Below are 19,607 nucleotides of genomic sequence, written 5' to 3' on the forward strand. Positions count from 1 at the left end.
ACCATGAACCGCATCAGCACCACCACCGCCCGCACCACCCGCCTGCAAGCCGTCAGCGCCTTTGCCCTGGTCGGCCTGATCGCCCTGACCGGCGCTGCATGGATGACCATCACGGTCCCCGCCGACGAGTTGGACGTGGTGAAGCTGGATCGCGTCGTCATCAGCGGCGTGAGCACGCCCGAGGCGACGGATGGCGTCAAGCAGCTGCCGCGTGTGGTGGTCGTGGGCCGCCGGGACGCGGCTGCCGATGGCGCGCAAGTGGCCAGCGCCTGCGTGGCGCCGGCGGCTTGCTGAATCAGACCGCCGAGCCCCGCAGCGCATCCCGGTCGCGGGCCGGCGGCGCACCGAACATGCGGGCGTATTCGCGCGTGAACTGCGAGGCGCTCTCATAACCCACCATGAAGCCGGCCGACGCCGCATCCAGCCCTTCGGTCAGCAGCAGCCGGCGAGCCTCCTGCAGCTTGAGCTGCTTCAGGTAGCGCAGCGGCGTCTCCGACGTGACCGCCTTGAAATGTTGATGCAGGGCCGACGGGCTCAGATGCGCCGCCTGGGCCAGCTCGGTGATGCTCAAGGTTTCGCGGAAGCGCTCGCGCATCAGCGCGATGACACGCGCGATGCGCTGTTCATGGCTGCCCGGCAACACCGTACGGGCCAGGCGCCATCCCTCGGGCGAGGCCAGCAGGCGGTACAGGATCTCGCGCTTGACCAGCGGCGCCAGCACCGCGCGGTCGCGCGGTGCGTCCAGCAACTGCAGCAGCCGCAGCAGGGCGCCCATCAGCTCAGGCGTCGTCGGCTCGGTGCACAGGCCGCGCGCCGCCTCCCTCGTGGCAGCCGGCGGCGCACGCAGTTCCGGGTGGTCAAGGATCAGCCCGATCACCTCGCCCAGGTCGATGGCCAGGTGGACACACAGGTAGGGTGACGCTTCACTGGCCTCGATGACCTGCCCGAGCACTGGGAGGTCCTGAGACACGACCAGGTGGCAGCTGCCGGTGTACTCGGTCACCTGGTCGCTCAGGAAGATGCGCTTGGCGCCGCCGAGCAACAGGCACAGCGCCGGCCGGTACATGACAGCGACTTGCCCGCTCGGTGCCGATGCCCGCAGCAACTGCAGCCCCGGCACGGTGGTGGCGTGGGTGCCGTCGCCGGGCGCGTGGCGCAACGCGATGGCATGCATCAGCCGGCGCGCTGCCGTGTGCTCGGCTGTGAAAGCCGGGGCGACGGCGGTGTCGAGGTGGGCCATGGAGAAAAAAGGGTGCAGTGGGCGCGTCAAGCGTGATCTTGCCGCCTGGCGGTCATTCGCGCGCGGCCGGCTGGCTGGCACGCTCCCGCAGCAGCTCCTGCAAGGCCTGGGACGCCTCGATCGCGCGCGGAAATCCGGCGGGAACCGTCGTCAGGTAGACGATCTCCTTGAGCTCATCCACCGTGGCGCCAGCGTTCAGCGCATAGCCGGCGTGCGTCTTGAAAAAGCCGCGCAGTCCCAGGGCAGCAAAGGCGGCCGAGGCGGCCAATTGGCGCGTGCGTGCATCCAGCCCCGGCCGGCCCCAGACGTCACCGAGCGCATAGCCGGCCGTGGCATCGGCCAGGAAGGGAAAGTCCGCGCGCATGGCCTCCAGCACCGGCTGGGGCTGGCCGCGGTTGAGCTGGCTCAGCACCTGCATGCCGCGCTCGACGCGCGGGTTGAGGGGCGCCTGGGCAGCCGGGTTGGCAAGCGTTTGGGCGGCGGCCAGCGCAGGGCTGAGCGCCAGAACGATTGCGAAAGCGAAAACGGTGGTCGGCATGCGGGCTCCCGGTGGCAACGAAGTCTCACTGTGGCGGCCGGGGGCCGCGCGCGTGAGCACGTGCCTCCACGGCGCTTGCCCAAAACTCCAGGCGTTGCATCAGGCAAGTTTCGTGGCCCATCGCGCTCACGCGAGCCAGGCGGAGACGGCGACGCTGCGGCCTGCGGTGTGGACGGTCTGCACCGCTGACGATGGAGTGACAGACATGAACGGAATCGAAGGCAAGGTGGTGGCCATCACGGGCGCCAGCAGCGGCATCGGCGAAGCCACGGCGCGGCACCTGGCCGCTGGTGGTGCACGCGTGGTCATCGGCGCCCGGCGCACGGCGCGGCTTCAGACCCTGGCCGCCGAGTTGACCGCCGCCGGCGGCACGGTGCAATGGGCCGGCGTCGACGTGTGCAGCCGCGCGGCGGTGGAGGCGTTTGTCAAAGGTGTGGTGGCGCGCTTCGGGCGGCTGGATGTACTGGTCAACAACGCCGGCGTGATGCCGCTGTCCACCCTCGCGATGGGACGCGTCGAGGAGTGGGAGGCAACGCTGGACGTCAACGTCAAGGGCGTGCTCTACGGCATCGCCGCAGCACTGCCGCTGATGAAACGACAGGGCACGGGGCAGTTCATCAACGTCGCCTCCATCGGCGCCCACCGGGCTTACGCGGGCGCGGCCGTCTACTGCGCCTCCAAGTTCGCGGTGTGGGCCATCTCGGACGCCCTGCGTCAGGAGGAGCTCGGCGGCGACATCCGCGTGACGACCATCAGCCCCGGCACGACCGCCTCCGAGCTGGCCGACCACATCGCCGATGCCGACGCAGCGGCGGCGATGCGCGAGTTCCGCGCCGTCACGCTGGACGCCGACGCCATCGCCCGCGCCATCGGCTTTGCCATCGCGCAGCCGGCGGATGTGGATGTCAGCGAGATCATCGTGCGCCCGACGCGCAGCCCCGCCTGAAGGAGGCAAGGGCCTAACGGCCCAGCACGCGCAGGATCTCGCGGCCGTAGGCGTCGAGCTTCTTGGCTCCCACGCCGCTGATCTCGCCAAGTTCGGCCAGATCAGCCGGCAGTACCCGCGCCATCTCGGCCAGGGTCGTGTTCTGGAAGATCACATAGGCCGGCAGGCCATGCTCCTTGGCCACCTCGGAGCGCCAGGCCTTCAGCGCCTCGAAGCGCTCCTGGCCCTCGGCGTCCAGGCCCAGCGCCGGGTCGACCTTGGGCTTCGCACCGCCGCCACGTGAGGTCTTGGCCTTGCCGCGCGGCGGCTTCTCCTCGGCCTCGCGCAGGCGCAACTCCACCTCGCCCTTGAGCACCGCCCGGGCGCTGTCCTGCAGCGCCAGCGTGTTGAACTCGCCCTCAGCGGCCACATGGCCCAGCGAGATCAGCTGGCGCAGCACGGCCCGCCATTGCTGCTCGGACAGGTCCGCGCCGCAGGCCCAGGTCGACAGGTTGTCGTGGCCGTACTGCTTGGTCTTGTCGGTGGCCTTGCCGCGCAGCACGTCGATCAGGTGGCCGGCGCCGAAGCGCTCGCCGCGCTGGTGGAAGCGGTAGATGCAGCTCAGCAGCTTGCGCGCCGCCTCGGTGCCGTCCCAGGTCTGCGGTGGATTCAGGCAGTTGTCACAGTTGCCGCAGGGATTGGCTTCTTCACCGAAGTAGTTCAACAGCCGCACTCGTCTGCAGTCCGTCGCCTCGGCCAGGGCCAGCAGCGCATCCAGCTTGCCGCGCTGGCCCTGCTTGAAGACCTCGTCGGCCGGGCTGTCGTCGATCATGCGGCGCTGGTTGACGACGTCGGCCAGGCCGTAGGTCATCCAGGCCTCGGCCGGTGCGCCGTCGCGGCCGGCGCGGCCGGTCTCCTGGTAGTAGCTCTCGATGTTCTTGGGCAGGTCCAGGTGGGCCACAAAGCGCACGTCGGGCTTGTCGATGCCCATGCCGAAGGCGATGGTGGCCACCATGACCAGGCCTTCTTCGCGCAGGAAGCGGTCCTGGTGGCGGCGGCGGACGTCGGCGTCCAGGCCGGCGTGGTACGGCAGGGCCTTGATGCCCTCGCTGTCCAGCCACACCGCCGTCTCGTCCACCTTCTTGCGGCTCTGGCAGTAGACGATGCCAGCCTCGCCTTCATGCTCGTCGCGGATGAAGCGCAAGAGCTGCTCGCGCGGCGAGGCGGTTTTCTCGGCGATCAGGTAGCGGATGTTGGGCCGGTCGAAGCTGCTGATGAAGACGCGCGCGTCCTGCAGCTGCAGCCGCTCGATGATGTCGGCCCGCGTCAGGTCGTCGGCGGTGGCCGTCAGTGCGATGCGTGGCACATCCGGGAAGCGCTCGTGCAGCAGGCTCAGCTGCAGGTACTCCGATCGGAAGTCGTGCCCCCACTGGCTGACGCAGTGGGCCTCGTCGATGGCGAACATCGACAGCAGGCCGCGCTCGTGCAGGCTCGCCAGCTGGGCCAAAAAGCGCGGCGTCGTCAGCCGCTCGGGCGCGGCGTAGAGCAGCGTCAGCCGCCCGCTCATCATCTCGCGCTCGATGCGGCTGGCCTCCTCGCCGGTCTGGCTCGAATTCAGAAAGGCCGCGTGCACGCCGGCCTCTTCGAGCGCGCCGACCTGGTCGTGCATCAGTGCGATCAGCGGGCTGACGACGATGGCCACGCCCTGCTGGCGGGTGTGGCGCACGATGGCCGGCACCTGGTAACAGAGGCTCTTGCCGCCGCCGGTGGGCATCAGCACCAGCGCGTCGCCGCCGGCGGCCACATGCTCGACGATGTCGCCCTGCTGGCCACGGAAGGCGGTGTAGCCGAAGACTGCTGACAGGACCTGGTGGGCTGCGGATTGCAGGTTGTCGGTGGGACTTGGAAGATGCAGGGGCGGGTTCACGCCGCGATTGTCCCCGGAGACTCCTCATGCCCTCTTCCCCGTCCGCCGCCGAACTGCGCGAGCAGCTGATCCGCAATTTCAACGACGCACCGCGCGAGCGCTTCCTTCGCGCACCGCGCTACGACAGCGAGACTGCCTCGATGACCACGGGTACCGCCGCCCAGCAGCTGGGCGCCAGCTTCGACATCGTGGCCCCTGGCCAGCAGAGCTGCCCCTACCACTTCCATTACGCGGAAGAGGAGATGTTCATCGTCGTCCAGGGCCAGGGCACGCTGCGCGTGGCCGGCGAGCTGGTGCCGATCAAGGCCGGCGACGTCATCTCCATCCCGGCGGGGCCCGAGTATCCGCACCACATCATCAACACGTCCGACGCGCCGCTGCACTACCTCAGCATCAGCACGCAGAAGAAGCCGGAGATCTGTGTCTACCCGGACTCAGGCAAGGTGGGCAGCTTCGCACCCGGGCTGCGCCTGCTGCAGCGGCGGGAGGCCGGGCTGGAATACTGGGACGGCGAAGCCTGACGGGCGAGCGCCTCAGTAGCGCGCGTTGGGCGGGAAATAGTCCAGCCCGCCGGTGCTCCAGCTGTACTTGTTCTTGTCCTTGCCGTTACCGCGCGAGTTGGCGGTGTCCACGACGATGGGGGTGACCTTGTACTGGTCGTCGAGCTGGTAGACGAAGGCCATGCCGCCGCTACCGCCGTCGATGTGGACATGCCCCTCGAAGCCGACCTTGAGCACCGAGCCGCCCGCGGTGGTGTTGGACTTCAACTGCCCCTTCTTGAGCAGGTCCAGCTGCTGCGAGGTCATGCTGGAGTTCGACGTGCCGTTGCGATAGACGACCGGGTTCATGACCCAGGTCGACGAATCGTTGTAGGCATAGACCGATTTGCGGCCGGTCACGGTCGAGAGATCGACCGCCGTGGTGGGCTTGAGCGCATCACGCATGAACGTGAGCAGCTTGTTCTCGAGCTCGATGAGGTCGGTGAAGGGCTCGTAGCGGTCTGCGATCAGCAGGGTGTCGGGCGTCTTGTCGGCCAGCTGCTTGACGGCCTTCTCCAGCAGTTCGAGGTCTTTCTTGCGGGTCTTGAGGACCGTGGCGCGGTCCTTCTGGGCGATCTCCTTGACCAGCGCCTCGTGTTCGGACTTCTGGTCGCGGAACACCCGAGCCAGGTCGGACGCCTTGTCCAGCAGGGTGTCGACGGCGTCGAGCTTGGCCAACTGCGTGGCCAGGTTGAGGAACTCGACGGCGTCCACGGCCTTCTGCACTGAATCGAAGACCTCGCCGATCGCCTTGGTGTGCTTGGGGTGCAGGGCCGGCTTCTTGAAGCCGTCGGCCTGGGTCTTGAGGGCCTTCATGCGCTTTTCCAGCGCCTCGCCCTTCAAGTCGTGCTCACGCTCGATGAGGTCCAGCACCTTGCCGATGCCGACCACCGCCTCCACCGCTTCCTTGCCCGACCCGTCCTTGACGGCGTCGTCGTACTCCTTGATGGCAGCATTCAGGCGTTGCTTGTGGTTGTCTGCCCCGCGCTTGAGCGCGACGTCCTTGCGTGCCTTCAAACCCTCGAAGGCCTTCTTGGCCTTGTCGACAAGCGCGTTTTCGTCCTTGCTGGGCGCCGCCCCCTTGCCGGACGCGCTGGACAGCGTCTGCAGCGCCGCATCCAGGTCCTTCACGCGCAGCACGGGCTTGCGGATGCTGGCGTCCAGCAGCTGCACCGTCAGCCCCTTGTCGGTGAGCTGGCTGCCAGCCTCGAACAGGAAGGCCTTCTCGGTCTCGGCGATCCGGCCGATCAGCACCTTGAGGCCGGAGTCCTGCTTCTTCATCAGCGTGACCATGCCCGCGCCAACGTCACCGACGAAGACGACCGCAGGCTTCTTGTCAGCGCGGTCGTAGATGTAGCGCAGCGCGACCGCCTTGCCGTCACTGTCCTTGAGTTCGGTCTTGAGCAGGCGGATGTAGTTCGCCGGCTCCAGCAGTTCCAGTTTCGCAGTCGTCATGGGGGGTCTCCTTGAGAGACCCGTTAGTGACAGGCGGTGGCTGGTGGTTCCCGGGTCAGTAATGCGGCGGCAGTTCGTCGCGCATGCCACCCGGCCCGCCTGGTTCCGCCGCGGCGGCGCGGTCGCGCAGTTGGACCAACTCGCGCACCAGCCGGTCGATCTGCGCCTGCTGGCGCACGACGACCTGGTTGAGCTGCTCCACCGTGTCCTCGGCGAAGCTGGCCTTGATCTCCAGGTCGGTGATGCGTTGTTCGAGGGCTTGCAGGGTGTCCATGCCGCTATGGTGCCGCAAGCTGGAACTCGACCCGCGCCCACTGCCCGAGCCCGTCCATGACGGTGAGCCGATGCGCGCCGGCGCGCTCGATGCGCAGCGTCTGCGCCGCCGAGGCGATGTCGCTCGCGGCCATCCACTGGCCGTCGAGCAGCCAGGTGGCTCCCCGTTGGGCGCCGATGGCCTGCAGCCGGAGCACGACCTCGCGCTGGCCCGGCGCCGGGCGCAGCACCGTGCCGGGTTCCAGCCCCACGACGCGCAGGCGGTGGGCCACGGGATGCCGGCCGCTGCAGTCCGCGCGCCACGGCAGGCGCTCCAGCGGATGGCGCTGTTCGCTGTCGACGAAAGGCCCGAGCAGGGCCGGCCAGCGCACAGCCTCATGGCGCTCGGCCATGGGTGCGCAGCCGGGTTGCACCCGCTCACTCGCGGCCACCCACACGGGCTCGGCCAGTCCGCCCGGGCGCAGCCGGTCCGGCAGCGTCGGCGGCACGGCGCCGTCCAGCGTCCAGGCGGTGCGGCGCTGCAGGCATTGCCCCGGCAAGGTGGCTGATTCGGCCAGCCCCAGCGGCCAGCAGACCGGCACGGCGGCAACGCTGGCGGGCTGGCGGCGCGGCGCGAGCTGCTGGCGCGACTCGGCCGGGCCCAGCGCGGCGGCCAGGTCGCGCAACAGCGGGGCCGCCGCGTTGGCACCGAAATGGCCGGGGTTGGGCGTGCCGTCGGGGCGGCCGATCCAGACGCCGAAGGTGTAGCGGTCCGTCACGCCCAGCGCCCAGGCATCGCGAAAACCGAATGACGTGCCGGTCTTCCACGCCACGCGCTGCGCGCTCTCGCGGAAGGGGCTGCCGGGGCGGCCGCCGTTCTCCAGGATCTCGCGCACGATGTAGGCGGCGCCTTCGCTCATCAACCGCGCCTCCTGCAGCGGCTCGTCGGGCGTCAGGCGCGGGCGGGCGGCGACCCCGCCGCGCGCCAGTGCCGTGTAGGCGCCGAGAAGCTCCTCCAGCGAGGTGCTGCCGCCACCCAGGATCAGGCTGAGGTTGGGCGCCGCATTCGCCGGCATGCGCAGCCGCAGGCCCGCGTGCCGCAGCCGGCCGGCAAAGCGTTCGGGGCCGAGGCGCTCGAGCAGGTCCACGGCCGGCACGTTCAGCGAGCGCTGCAAGGCCTCGGCCACGCTGACCGGGCCGGAGAAATCCGCCTGAAAGTTGCCCGGTGCATAGCCGCCGAAGTTCTGCGGCGCATCGATGAGCAGGCTCTCGGAATGCACCAGTCCTTCGTCCAGCGCCATGCCGTAGAGGAAGGGCTTGAGCGTCGAGCCCGGCGAGCGCCTGGCGCGCACCATGTCGACGTGTGCGCCGCGGCGCGCATCGTTGAAATCGGCGGACCCGACGTAACCTCGCACTTCCAGTGACCGGTTGTCGACCACCAGCGCTGCCAGCGAGACGGCATCCGGCAGGCTGTTGAGGCGGTCCGTCAGCAGCTGCTCCAGTCGCGCCTGCAGGCCGGCGTCGAGCGTCGTCTGGATGACGGCTGCCGCTCGACCGCGGCGCTTGGCCTCCTGGCGCAGCCGCTCGGCGGCCAGCGGCGCCAGCCAGCGCGCCCGCAGCGGCGGCGCGAAGACGCGTTCCAGCTTGGCATCAGCCACGTCGGCGGCGCTCCAGACGCCCAGCGTCTGCATGCGCGCCAGCACCTTGTCGCGCGCGGCCTGGGCAGCGGGAACGGCGCGGTCCGGGCGCAGCCGCGTGGGCGACTGTGGCAGTGCGACCAGGAGCCCGGCTTCGGCTTTCGAGAGGTCGGAGGCGCTCTTGCCGAGATAGGCGCGGCTGGCAGTCTCGACGCCCTCCAAGGGCCCGCCCATGGGCGCGAGGTTGAGGTAGAGCGCCAGGATCTCGCGCTTGCTCAGATGGAGTTCGAGCTGCAACGCACGGGCGATCTGGCGCAGCTTGGCGGCGATGCTTCTGCCCGCGGCCTTCTCGTCGACCAAACGGGCCACCTGCATCGTCAGCGTCGACCCGCCCGACACGATGCGCCCATGCCGCGCCCACTGCCAGGCCGCGCGCGCGAGGGCCGCCGGGTTGACGCCCGGGTGCCAGTAGAACCAGCGGTCCTCGTACTGCAGCAGCGCCCGCACGTACAGCGGCGACACCGCCTCCGGCGTCGTCGGATGGCGCTGGGCGCCGTCTGCACCCGGCCAGGTGCGCAGCGGCGTGCCATCGGCAGCCAGCACGGTCAGCGTCGGCGAGTCCGCGGCGGGCTGGGGCAACGGGCAGGCAAGGTCCAGCACCAGCACAGCCGCGAGCAGGCCGGCGAGGGCGAGCTCAACGTGGCGGCGGGGCAAGCGCTTGGGCATGCCGAGGACGATAGCCGAGCAGCCAAGCCCCCTAGCTTGGCACCCGGCGTTTTGCATCCAAGCCGCACGCGCTGCGTAGAGACAAGGCCGCAGCGCTGGTTGTTCACATCTGTTTGCGGCCACCGCCACGATCAGTCACAGGAGCAACCATGAACCGTCCCACCCGCGCGCCCACCGTCGCGCTCATCACTGCGGCCGTCCTCGCCAGCCTAGCCACCTTGCCGGCCCAGGCGTCCAGCCACCGCGAGGCGCCGTCGATTGCCGGCATGCCGCGCGTCGACGCCGCCGACTTCTACCTGTTCAACAGCTACGAAGGCGTCGCAGCCAACGGCACCGGCGGCCGGGCCGGCTATGTGACCCTGATCGCCAACTACCTGCCGCTGCAGGACGCCTACGGTGGTCCCAACTACTTCAAGCTGGACCCGAACGCGATCTATGAGATCCACGTCGACAACAACGGCGACGCCAAGGAAGACCTGACCTTCCAGTTCAAGTTCAGCAACACGCTCAAGAGCATCGCATTGCCCATCGGCAACCAGATGGTGCCCATCCCGTTGACGCAGGCGGGCACGGTGAGCGCGCCCAACGCGGCCACGCTCAACGTCAACGAGAAGTTCAGCCTCACCCTCGTGCGCGGTGACCGCCGCACCGGCACGGCCAGCCCGATACCCAACCCGGCCGGCGGCACGCTGTTCGACAAGCCGGTCGACAACATCGGTACCAAGACGATTGCCGACTACCCCGCCTATGCCGCCCAGCATGTCTACAACGTCAGCCTGCCCGGCTGCGCCATGCCGGCCAAGGTGTTTGTCGGCCAGCGCCAGGAGGCCTTCGCGGTCAACCTGGGCACCATCTTCGACCTGGTCAACGCCCCCGTAGCCGTGCTGGTCGACCGCGCCACCATCAACGCCGCCGCGGCCAATTCCATCCAGGACAAGAACGTCACGTCGCTGGCCGTGGAAGTGCACAAAAGTTGCCTGACGCAAGGCAGTGAGACCGTCATCGGCGGCTGGACGACTGCCAGCGTGCGCCAGAGCCAGATCGTCAACGCCGCGCCGCCCAGCGGCTACGACACCGCCGTACGCACCGGCGGCGGCTGGGTTCAGGTCTCGCGCCTGGGCCATCCGCTGGTCAACGAGGTCGTCATCGGCCTGCCCGACAAGGACAAGTTCAACGCCTCGGTGCCGTCGGGCGACGGGCAGTTCGCCACCTACGTGACCAACCCGACGCTGCCAGCGCTGCTGTCGGCCGTGCTGCCCATCGGCAATGCGGCCCCGACCAACCTGCCGCGCCTGGACCTGGTGACCACATTCCTGACCGGCATCCCCGGCGTCAACCAGCCGGCCAACGTGGTCGGCTCGGAGATGCTGCGCCTGAACACGGCCATCGCGCCGCGGCCCTTCGCGATGCAGAACCGGCTGGGCATCGTCGGCACGCTGCGCGACGCGGACAACCCGCCCGACTTGGCCGGCTTCCCGAACGGCCGCCGACCCAAGGACGATGTGGTCGACGTGTCGCTCGCCGCGGTCATGGGCGGCCTGTGCTGGCTCAACAACGGCGGCGCGCTCTTCGGCCCGGCCTGCACGCGTGCGGTCGTGCCGCTGGGCGCCACGTCGCTGGAGTTGCACGACGCCGTCGACCAGGCCGTCGTGCCGCTGCTGCCCGGCTTCCCCTACCTCAACACGCCCAAGCCGGGCGCGAAGTGAACACCGCCCCAAGGAGCACCACCATGAAACGTCTACTCAGCGCGCTGGCCCTAGCGGCCGCACTCGGCAGCGGCGGGGCGGCCCACGCCGGCCTCATCACCTTCGACAACCCCGGCCTGGTCGACATCGACAACAACACCGGCATCGCCAGCTACATGGAGGCCGGCTTCGTCATCAGCGGCCCGGCCACCAGCTTCCTGCCGCTGGACAGCGCGCTGGTCGGCGGCTTCGACGCCACGCCCTTCACGCTCAGCCTGCTCGGCGGCGGCGCCTTCGGGCTGCAGTCGCTCGACGTGGCGGCCTATGACCTGGGCTTTGGCCCCGGCATGCTGTCCATGATCGGCCTGCTCGGCGGCGCGCAGGTGGCGGCCCTCAGCGTCGACCTGGCCAGCGCAGGCAGCTTTGCGCTGGCCAGCAGCTGGGCCAAGCTGGACTCGGTCAGCTTTTCGGCCACCGGCGGTTTCGCGCTCGACAACATCAGCGCCGTGCCGGAGCCCGGCAGCTTTGCACTGGCGGGCGCAGGCCTGCTGCTGCTCGCTGCAGCGCGCCGTCGACGCTGAGCGGGCAGCGGTGCCCCTGAGGGCGGCTTCGGCCGCCCTTTTTCATGGCGCCGGGCGGCAGCCGGACCAGTGCGGGTATCGGGCGGGTATCGGGCGGATAAGGGCTTGATCGTGGGATGGGACCGCCTGCGCGCCTCGTATCCTTGCGCAGCTCACGATCAGCCATTCCACGCCGCCGGCCATCCAGAAGGAAGAACCCATGCGCTGCACCATCTGCGGATCCCAGAACTTCGTCCAGAACCATGTGCTGTGGGACGGCCTGGTCTCCGAATGGCAGCTTGCGCCGCACGAGGCTCGCTATATCAACGCCCAGCAAGGCACTGCCTGTGCGCACTGCGGCGCCAACCTGCGCTCGATCGCGTTGGCCGATGCCATGCGGGCCTTCCTCGGCACGGACCTGCTGCTGGCCCAGGTGAACGTGCAAGAGCGCTGTGCCAACATGGCCACGCTGGAGATCAATGAGGCCGGCACGCTGACCCCCTTCCTCAGGACCCTGCCCCGCTACACCTTCGGCGCCTATCCGGAAGTCGACATGCATGCGCTCCCGTATGCCGACGGCTCCTTCGACCTGGTGCTGCACTCGGACACGCTGGAACATGTGCAACACCCGGTCCACGCCTTGCGCGAATGCTGGCGCGTGCTGCGACCGGGCGGTGCGCTCGCCTTCACAGTGCCCATCGTCGTGGGCCGGATGTCCAGAAGCCGCGACGGTCTGGCGCCGAGCTACCACGGCAACCCGGCGACCGATACGCAGGACTACATCGTCCATACCGAGTTCGGCGCCGATGCGTGGACACACGTGATGCAGGCCGGGTTCAAGCGCGTGGAGCTGCACACGGTGGAGTTTCCCAATGCCGTCTCCATGCTGGCGCGCAAGGACGCCGGCGCCTGAAACGCCGCGGAGTTCAGCCCGGCTTGTCGGCACCTGCGCGCAGCCGCTGCAGTTCGCCGGCCAGCCACTTCGCGCTTTCCACCGGCGCCTTGCCGCCGCAGCGGACAAGGTAGGGCTTGCCGCTCATGCTGCTGGCCGACGCACGCGCTCGATGAACTGCTCGGCGGTCTGCACGAGGTTCTTGCGCTCCAAATAGTCCAGCTTCTTCAGCAAATGCGCCCGGGCCTCGGCGCCGGCATGCCAACTGCCGTTGCGGTTGAACTGACAGCCGGAGGATTGCAGGCGGGTGAGTAGTGCGTCGACTTCGGCGCGGGCGGTGGCGGGCAGAGGTGCGGCGTTGGCGACGGATGCCAAGGCAAGCAATGACGTCAGCACAAGGCGCATGAGGAAGTGACAGGCATTCATGATTCGGACTCTTAAAAAAGTTCGGCACTCCAACGCACGCTCGGCGGCCAGAAACGTTGAGCTCACACCGTTCACCAACCGACTTCGTTAGGGATAGTCTTTCATCGGCGGCAGGCGCTCCACCGGAATTCGAAACGCCGTAACAGCGTAAGAGTCGGCTGGTCCCTTTTCTTTCGGCTGTACAAGCTGCCCACGGCCGTACAACACCAGATCACCCCCTTCAACAGCTGCGCCCTTGAAATCAAGCGCAGGTTCGTCTCGGCGCGTAGATAGGCCGTCTTCTGCAGCGATAGATACCACCCACTCCAGCTGGCCCTGGCGCGTGAAGCGAGCCAGCAGTCGTTTTCCATCAACGCCTTCCCGCTTCATGACAAAGAAGCCGTTGAATGCAGCATGCGTCCACCAATTTAAGTGCCCCTCGTTCCCCGAATCAAGTCGGATGAGCGTCGCCTCGCCGAGATCGATCAGTTGGTGGCCGTGGGGGGCGATGCCGTCGGCATTGCGTTTCGCGTTCTCAATATGTTCCGTCCACTCCTCTAATCGAATCGACGAGTTGAAGATGTTCCACTCCTCTTCCTTGCTGAGGTACACCGCTTGACCTGAGGCCCGCAATGTTGGCCACTCCGAAGCGCGGGTTGCCACTTCGCTCAGCGCGGTATTGGGTTGAATGCCGACCTCCGATAAAACTTGCGTTTGGGAGCGCGGTGGCGCACGGCGGGGGTTTCGCAACAAGTCCGCAAGTAGGTAGTGTGGCGCGAGGCAACGGGAAGATCTAGGCGGTTGACCGGGCCGGCTCAGGCGATCCCCCAAGCCATAGCCAGCCACCGCGCTTGAGGTTAGTTGCGCAAGTACCTGCTCGCTTTTCGCGTCAACTACCCGGACCCAACCGTGCCCCCGTGGCTCGTTGTCCTTGGCGCCCAACTCCTCAAGCCGGACTGCCGCGGAAGGCTGATCGATTTCTTCCGCCAACAGGCAGGTGTTTGGCAGAAAAGGGGCCGCCTGCCAAGAGGGCGCTGTAAGTTCGGGATGGCAAGTTGAATCTGAGGTCTTGCCAAGTTTCAACCGCACATACGGCTTTTGCGTCCAGCCCGCTCTTACCCAGCCCGAGTTGCAACAGTCTTCACGGAAGATCGCCTTCGCTCTGAAAGGTTCCTCCGCGACCTTGACCTCAACGAATTCCAGTCCGCGCTCGGAAAATAACTGGAGAAGTCCTGTCCTCGCGAGACTAACGGTGGTGTCAACGACATTCGTGGTTTCAATGACTTTCGGAAGCGTCGCGTATTCGGCTTCGCATGCCTCCCGCGCAGAGCGCCTCCAATCGTTCAGCGAACGCTGAGTTTCAGCGTCCCCGCTGATCTGGATGGCCCACCAACCGAGGTAAGCGCCGCCCAAAATGATCGCCGCCCCAACGCCCTTCCCCCCACCAACTGCATACGCGACTCCCAGGACGACTGCAACCGCCACAAAGAACGCGGCCAGGACGAGTCCGCCAAGGTCGAAATAGATCGGCGCAGCCGCGTTAGCCGCGCTAGAGGCCAACAGCCCGCAAGTAAAGAAGGCTTTGGGTGCGTGAACCGCCGCGTCAGACTTGCCAGTTGGAGATACCCGCTGCGCCTTCACTTCTTTTCCACCACCGCAATCTCCCCGTCCGCCTTCCCGATCCCCCTCACCTCCGGCCGATACATATCCTCCGCAAACGTCGCCGGCACCACGTACTTGCCCGGCGTCACCACGCGCACCAGATAGAACAGCTCCAGCGGCTGCCCCAACTGTGCGGCGGCCACGAAGCGGTCGTCCCGGTACTCGGTATGCACGATGCGCTCGTTCGCGTTGGCCTGGGCGATGTTGACGCCCTCCACCGTGAATTCGCCGGCCTTGGGTCCCTGGCTCAGGTTCAGGTTCTCGATCTCGAAACCGGCCGGGATGCGGTCGACGACCAGGCCGTCCTTGATGGCCTGCGCGGCCTTCACGCGCAGGCGGACGATGAACATCTCGCCGGTGGTGAACTGCTTCGCCGTCACCAGCTTGCCGTCGGTCGTGAACATCGCGCGCTCGACCGAGATGCGGTCGCTGGTCGGCGGCAGCGGCTTGGTCGGGTAGCCCTGGGCCGTGACATCCAGGTAGAGCGGCGCTGCGCCGTCGTTCTTCAGCGCAATGCCGGACTTCAGCTGGGCCAGCGCAAAGGTCTGCTGGCCAACGCCGCTGCCGGCCCAGGCGTCGGCTTTGGTGCCGACGGTCAACGCGGTCTTCCAGCCGTCGTCCTTGCCGGCGCCATTGGTCGCGGCCTGCACAGCGAGGAACAGCGACAGCCGCTCCTGCGTGGAGTAGTAGTTGCGCCTTTGGAAGTCCTCAGCCAGGTCAAACAGCAGGTTCTCGCGCTTCTCATGCGCGACCTTGTGGCGCAGCAGCAGCGCATAGGCCAGCGCCCGGTCGCGCACCTTGCTGCCGTAGTCGCCCAGCCATTGACCCCAGTAGTTGTTGGGGTCATCGGGCTGGTAGCCGTAAGGCCGCTGCATCGCATCGTCCAGTGCTTGCCTTGCGCGGTTCTCGTCGCCCATCAGCTTGAGCGCCAGGCTCAGCTGCACAAGAGGCAGCGGCGACAGCGCATGGCTGCGGTACTGGTCGTGCAGCGTGCGCAGCGTGGCCAGCGGCGCCTTCTGCTCGCGAGCGAGGATGTAGCCGGCGTGCGCGGCTTCGGCGAAGCGTTGGTGGGCCAGGCGCAGCGTCTCGGCGTCGCGCCAGTCGGCGATCCGGCCCTTGTCGTCGCGCCGCGGCGCCTTGGCCGGCGTGGTCTGCTGCGCGGGGCTGCGCTGGAACTGCTCCAGCAGGTTGTCCAGCGAGCGCTTGAGCATGGCCTCGGGCACCACGAAACCGGCATCGCGCGAGTCCTGCAGGAAGCCGGTCACATAGGCGGAGAGCCAGCCCTCGTACGACCCGCTGGCCGCCCACAGGCCATAACCGCCGCGCGGCTGCTGCATGCTGGCGATGCGGGCGAAGGCACCGTCCAGCCGCTTGGCGCGCTCTTCTCGCGGCACGGGCGTCAGGCCCCAGCGCTTGGCGGCCTCGTCATCGATGAAGAGCAGCGGGTAGGCGCTCGACGTCGTCTGCTCCAGGCAGCCGTAGGGGTAGGTCAGCAGCCCGCGCACCTGGTCCTTGATGTCGATGGGCGGGGTGTTGGACACGCTCAGGGCAACGCTGGCCGATCCGGCCCAGAAGGCATCGAGCAGCGCCTTGTCCAGCGCCTGCGTGGCACCCGGCTCCAGGCGGATGCGGCGGCTCTCGCGCACCAGCGGCGTGGCGGGCTGGACCTGCAGCGCGGCCTCGCGCACGAGGTTGAGGGCGCCCGCGCTGACCTTCACCTCGATCGGCGCCAGCCCATACGCATCCAGCGCCTCAGCCTGAAAACGCAGGATCTGGCGCTGCTTGTCGGCGAGCTGCATCGGCTCGGCCGACCCCGTGATGCGCACGGGCCCGCTCGACGTGACCGACACCTTCACCTCCTGCGGCGCACCGCTGAGATTGGTCACGTCCAGCGCGATCGTCGCCTTGTCGCCGGGCGACACGAAGCGCGGCATGTTCAGCTCGGCCACCAGCGGCGCCGCGACGAGCACGTCGGCCTGCGCCGAGCCGTAGCTGTCGGCGCTGCTCACAACGGCCATCACGCGCAGCGTGCCGTTGAAGTCGGGCAGCTTGAGTTGAATCGTCGCCTCGCCCTTGGCGTCCAACTGCACGGGGCCGCTGAACAGGTCCACCAGCAGCACCTTGCGCGGCATGCTCTGCGTGTCGCGCTTGCCGGCGTCGCCGCCGAAGCGCTGCTTGGCGGTGTTGCCTTCCATCTTCTCGATGAGGCGGCCATACAGGTCCAGCATGTCGGCGCCGTAGCGGTGCTTGCCGAAGAAGAAGTCCTGCGGGTCGGGCGTCTTGTAGTTGGTGATGTTCAAGATGCCGACGTCGACCGCGCTGACGGTCACGATTGCCGCCTTGCCCGCCAGAGCCGGCACCTTGACGCTGACGGGCAGCGGCACGGATGGCTGCGTCTTGGCCGGCACGGTTAGCGCCACCTTGGGCTTGCGGTCCTCGCGCGTCAGCGGCAGGTGCACCAGGCCCAGCGCACGCGCCGGGGTCACGCGGTCGCCCTCACTGCCAGGGCGGAAGGCGGCCACGGTGATGTAGAGGTCATGCCGCGCCCAGCTCGCATCGACCGGAATCTCGATGTCCGTGCCACCGGCCTTCACGGCCAGGCGCTTGGTCCACAGGACGCGGTCGCCCTCCACCGTGACGATGGCCTCGCCGTCGTGCGGCGGCTTGATGGCCAGCTTGGCCACATCGCCCGGCTTGAAGGGCGCGCCCTTGAGCTGCAACTGAACGCGGTCCGGCCGGTTGCCGATGTCGTCGGCGTCCTGCGCGCCATAGCCCGCGTAGAAGCCATAACGCAGCGACAGGCCGGTATCGGGGTCGCTCACCTCCAGGCGGTAGCGGCCCCACCGCACGGGCAGCGCGACCTTGGTGCGCTGGGTCAGCGCCAGCGTGCGCGCCTCGACGAGTTCTTCCGTCACGTTGAAGCCCGAGTGCCAGCCACGGCCGTCGTCATAACGCCAATACCACTGGCGTTCCTCGTAGATCAGCTTGAGCTGCACCTGCTTGGCCGGCTTGAAGTTGCCGGCCGCGTCCACGCGCACCAGCTCGAATTCGGCCAGGCCGTTCTCGGGCGACACATTGCGGTCGAACAGCGGGCGCGCGCCGATCAGCACGGGCGCCGGCCACCAGTTGCGCTCCAGCGTGCGCACGACCGGGCGACCGCCCGATTCCAGCAGGCTGAAGGCAGCGCGCAGCTTCATTGGCGACTTGCGCTCGCCGAAGGCGGTCGCGATGTCCACGCTCGCCTTGCCCTCGTCGTCCAGCGCCTGCTCTTCCAGGTCCTGCCGATTGCGCGCCTTGTCGTCGGCCAGGTCGCCGAAGACGAAGCCCGGCAGCTTGGCCGGCAGCGGCATCACCAGACGCTCGGAGTACGCGCTGCCTTGCAGCCGGTTGCCCGCGGCGGGCGCGCCGTACAGATAGTCGCCCTGCACGTCCACCGTCACGCCCTCGCTGCCGGTCAGCGTGGCTTCGGGCGCAGTCAACGTGAGCTTCGTGCGCTCCGGCAAAAACTCCTCGACCTTGAAGGCCCATTGCGCATCCGGCTGCTTGGCGCCGGGGTCGATGCGGGCCTGCACGGTCCAACCGCCGGTGGGTGCATCGGCCGGGAGCGTGATGGCTTGCTGGTAGTAGCCGGCGCCCACCTTGCCGGGTTGAACGAGCTGCTCGACCAGCTTGCTGCCATCGGGCTTCTTGACTGTCAGCGTGACGGGCAATGGCTTGGGCAGCGGCTTGCCATCGGCGTCGCGCGCGAGCAGCGAGAGCTGGAACGTCTCACCCGGCCGGTAAAGGTCGCGGCCCGCGTAGACGAAGAGCTTGTTGCTGCGCGACGGGTGGCCGGTGGCGTCGAACTCGCTCAGGTCCAGCGCCGCATCGCGCAGCGACAGGACGGACATCTCCTTGCCGCCGCGCCGCGCGAGCACCGCGCGCGCCTTGTCCGTTTTGCCAGTGAACACCGCATGACCGTCGTTGTCGGTCTGCGCCTGCCCGATGGCCTTGCCGTTCTCATCCACCAGGCTCAGCTCAATGCCCGGCAGCGCGCGGCCGTTTTTCAGGGAGGTGGTGAAGACGTCGATCTGCGACGCATGCCGGCGCAGGTGCAGGCCGATGTCGGTCACGTAGTAATGCGTGACTTGGTAGTCCCAGCCGAAGCGGCCGGGTTGGTTCATGACGGCCACGTAGATCCCGGGCTCCTGCAGCTCCTTGATGCCCTCTACAGGCAGGAAGCTGACGTTGCGCCGGTTGGGCCGCGTGTCGGTCGTGAAGCGGCCGAGGTAGACGCTGTCGCTCATCGCGCGCAGCTCGTCCAGCGCCCAGCCGCCGACCGTCCCCTTCAGTCGCCGCTGGTTGTCGCTGTAACCGTCGTAGTAGGCGCCCTCGCCCTCTTCTTCGCCCGCATTGGCGTCGACATTGCCGCGATCACGCCGGCCGCCCACCTGCTCCAAAAAAGCCGGCAGCGACGCCGGCTTGATGCGCAGGAACTGCACGTCCACCTCGGGCGTGTTGATGGTCACCACCGGCAGGCCGCCGTTCTGGCCGGCCGGCAGCACCAGGCCGCGGCTGGCGAAGTAGTAGCTGTCGGGCATGGCCTCGCTGACAGCGTCGCAGGCCTGCGCGGTCGCCAGCTTGGCGCCGCCGCGCGCGGCCAGGTCGGCGTTGAAGGCGAACTTGAAGCTGCGGTCCGGCGTGACGAAGGGAAGGTAGAGCACGCGCGGGTTGTCGCCCAGCACCCAGCGGGCAGGCAGCGGCTTGAAGCTGGTGGCCGGCGGCGGTGTCTTCTTGTCGCCTTCCACGGTCGGCGCAGCACCTTCCTGCGCGGTGACGAGGGCGCCGAAATCCTGCTTGGCATCCAGCGGCTGCGTGAAGCTCAGCGCGATGGCCGGCGATCCGTCGAACAGCCGCGCCTTGCAGTCCAGCAGCGCAAAGGCCGCCTGCTCGCCGCCGATCTCGGCGCTGCTCGGCAGGCCGGGCTCGGACTGACGTTGCCAGGCCCACCAACCCGCGCCTGCCAACACGCCCACGCCCACCAGTGCCGTGACGGCCTTCTTCCAAGCGACCATGTCCATCTCCCCCGCTATGTGGCGCGGAGTTTAGGGACAGCCCAGCGTGGCGCTGGACCCGCCGTTTCATCCTCAACCGGTGGCTCGGCGTCCTAGGGGGAACCGCCTCG

The 19,607-nt window shown here is 68.2% G+C and carries 14 protein-coding genes and 1 pseudogene; 6 read left to right on the top strand and 9 right to left on the bottom strand.

The genetic code is table 11. The features are described 5' to 3' along the window. Positions 1 to 3: 3 nt before the first annotated feature. A complete protein-coding gene (locus ASC81_RS12435) occupies positions 4 to 294 on the top strand; it encodes a hypothetical protein (protein WP_156392035.1) in 291 nt (96 codons plus the stop codon). Between the two features lies 1 nt (position 295). Here ASC81_RS12435 and ASC81_RS12440 read toward each other — a convergent pair whose 3' ends face one another. Both ASC81_RS12440 and ASC81_RS12445 read right to left on the bottom strand, forming a co-directional pair. Beyond that, entirely contained in the window at positions 296 to 1,240 is a 945-nt protein-coding gene (locus tag ASC81_RS12440; RefSeq protein ID WP_082536467.1) for an AraC family transcriptional regulator, read from the bottom strand. A 52-nt stretch (positions 1,241 to 1,292) separates the two neighbouring features. Next, complete coding sequence (locus ASC81_RS12445; RefSeq protein ID WP_056267251.1) at positions 1,293 to 1,778, bottom strand: carboxymuconolactone decarboxylase family protein; 486 nt, start codon at positions 1,776 to 1,778, stop codon at positions 1,293 to 1,295. A 205-nt stretch (positions 1,779 to 1,983) separates the two neighbouring features. On the opposite strand from ASC81_RS12445, the gene ASC81_RS12450 reads away from it, so the two are divergent. Further along, entirely contained in the window at positions 1,984 to 2,724 is a 741-nt protein-coding gene (locus tag ASC81_RS12450) for an SDR family oxidoreductase (RefSeq protein WP_056267254.1), read from the top strand. A gap of 13 nt (positions 2,725 to 2,737) precedes the next feature. Here ASC81_RS12450 and recQ read toward each other — a convergent pair whose 3' ends face one another. Continuing rightward, positions 2,738 to 4,630 (bottom strand): DNA helicase RecQ, encoded by a 1,893-nt coding sequence (gene recQ / locus ASC81_RS12455; RefSeq protein ID WP_235533636.1) that lies wholly within the window; start codon positions 4,628 to 4,630, stop codon positions 2,738 to 2,740. Positions 4,631 to 4,656: 26 nt separating this feature from the next. On the opposite strand from recQ, the gene ASC81_RS12460 reads away from it, so the two are divergent. After that, positions 4,657 to 5,151, top strand: coding sequence for a cupin domain-containing protein (locus ASC81_RS12460; RefSeq protein ID WP_056267257.1), 495 nt, complete (start codon positions 4,657 to 4,659; stop codon positions 5,149 to 5,151). A gap of 12 nt (positions 5,152 to 5,163) precedes the next feature. On the opposite strand, the gene ASC81_RS12465 is transcribed toward ASC81_RS12460, so the two are convergent. The 3 genes from ASC81_RS12465 to pbpC are packed head-to-tail and all read right to left on the bottom strand — an operon-like array spanning position 5,164 to position 9,239. Next, positions 5,164 to 6,624: a hypothetical protein gene (locus ASC81_RS12465; protein ID WP_056267258.1), complete on the bottom strand. Its 1,461-nt coding sequence runs from the start codon at positions 6,622 to 6,624 to the stop codon at positions 5,164 to 5,166. 55 nt (positions 6,625 to 6,679) lie between these two features. Continuing rightward, on the bottom strand, positions 6,680 to 6,898 hold the full coding sequence (locus tag ASC81_RS12470; RefSeq protein ID WP_056267260.1) for a SlyX family protein: 219 nt from the start codon (positions 6,896 to 6,898) through the stop codon (positions 6,680 to 6,682). Between the two features lie 4 nt (positions 6,899 to 6,902). Then, positions 6,903 to 9,239, bottom strand: a complete 2,337-nt coding sequence (gene pbpC, locus ASC81_RS12475; protein WP_056267264.1) for a penicillin-binding protein 1C — start codon at positions 9,237 to 9,239, stop codon at positions 6,903 to 6,905. A 149-nt stretch (positions 9,240 to 9,388) separates the two neighbouring features. On the opposite strand from pbpC, the gene ASC81_RS12480 reads away from it, so the two are divergent. The 3 genes from ASC81_RS12480 to ASC81_RS12490 all read left to right on the top strand — a co-directional run bounded on the left by ASC81_RS12480 (position 9,389) and on the right by ASC81_RS12490 (position 12,397). Next, on the top strand, positions 9,389 to 10,945 hold the full coding sequence (locus ASC81_RS12480; protein WP_056267266.1) for a DUF4331 domain-containing protein: 1,557 nt from the start codon (positions 9,389 to 9,391) through the stop codon (positions 10,943 to 10,945). 23 nt (positions 10,946 to 10,968) lie between these two features. After that, positions 10,969 to 11,505 carry a PEP-CTERM sorting domain-containing protein gene (locus ASC81_RS12485; RefSeq protein ID WP_056914134.1) on the top strand — a complete coding sequence of 179 codons (537 nt, stop codon included), beginning with the start codon at positions 10,969 to 10,971 and terminating at the stop codon, positions 11,503 to 11,505. 199 nt (positions 11,506 to 11,704) lie between these two features. Then, a complete protein-coding gene (locus ASC81_RS12490; protein WP_056267272.1) occupies positions 11,705 to 12,397 on the top strand; it encodes a methyltransferase domain-containing protein in 693 nt (230 codons plus the stop codon). 13 nt (positions 12,398 to 12,410) lie between these two features. On the opposite strand, the pseudogene ASC81_RS12495 reads toward ASC81_RS12490, so the two are convergent. The 3 genes and pseudogenes from ASC81_RS12495 to ASC81_RS12505 all read right to left on the bottom strand — a co-directional run bounded on the left by ASC81_RS12495 (position 12,411) and on the right by ASC81_RS12505 (position 19,503). Continuing rightward, positions 12,411 to 12,802, bottom strand: a pseudogene (locus ASC81_RS12495) (DUF5329 domain-containing protein). An 87-nt stretch (positions 12,803 to 12,889) separates the two neighbouring features. Further along, the gene (locus tag ASC81_RS27010; RefSeq protein ID WP_156392037.1) at positions 12,890 to 14,422 is read right to left on the bottom strand and encodes a hypothetical protein; all 1,533 of its coding nucleotides are present in this window, start codon (positions 14,420 to 14,422) and stop codon (positions 12,890 to 12,892) included. Beyond that, complete coding sequence (locus ASC81_RS12505; protein WP_235533637.1) at positions 14,419 to 19,503, bottom strand: alpha-2-macroglobulin; 5,085 nt, start codon at positions 19,501 to 19,503, stop codon at positions 14,419 to 14,421. The genes ASC81_RS27010 and ASC81_RS12505 overlap by 4 nt, the downstream gene beginning before the upstream one ends. Between the last annotated feature and the right edge of the window lie 104 nt (positions 19,504 to 19,607).

This window comes from Pelomonas sp. Root405 (assembly GCF_001425165.1).
Taxonomy (GTDB): domain Bacteria; phylum Pseudomonadota; class Gammaproteobacteria; order Burkholderiales; family Burkholderiaceae_C; genus Pelomonas.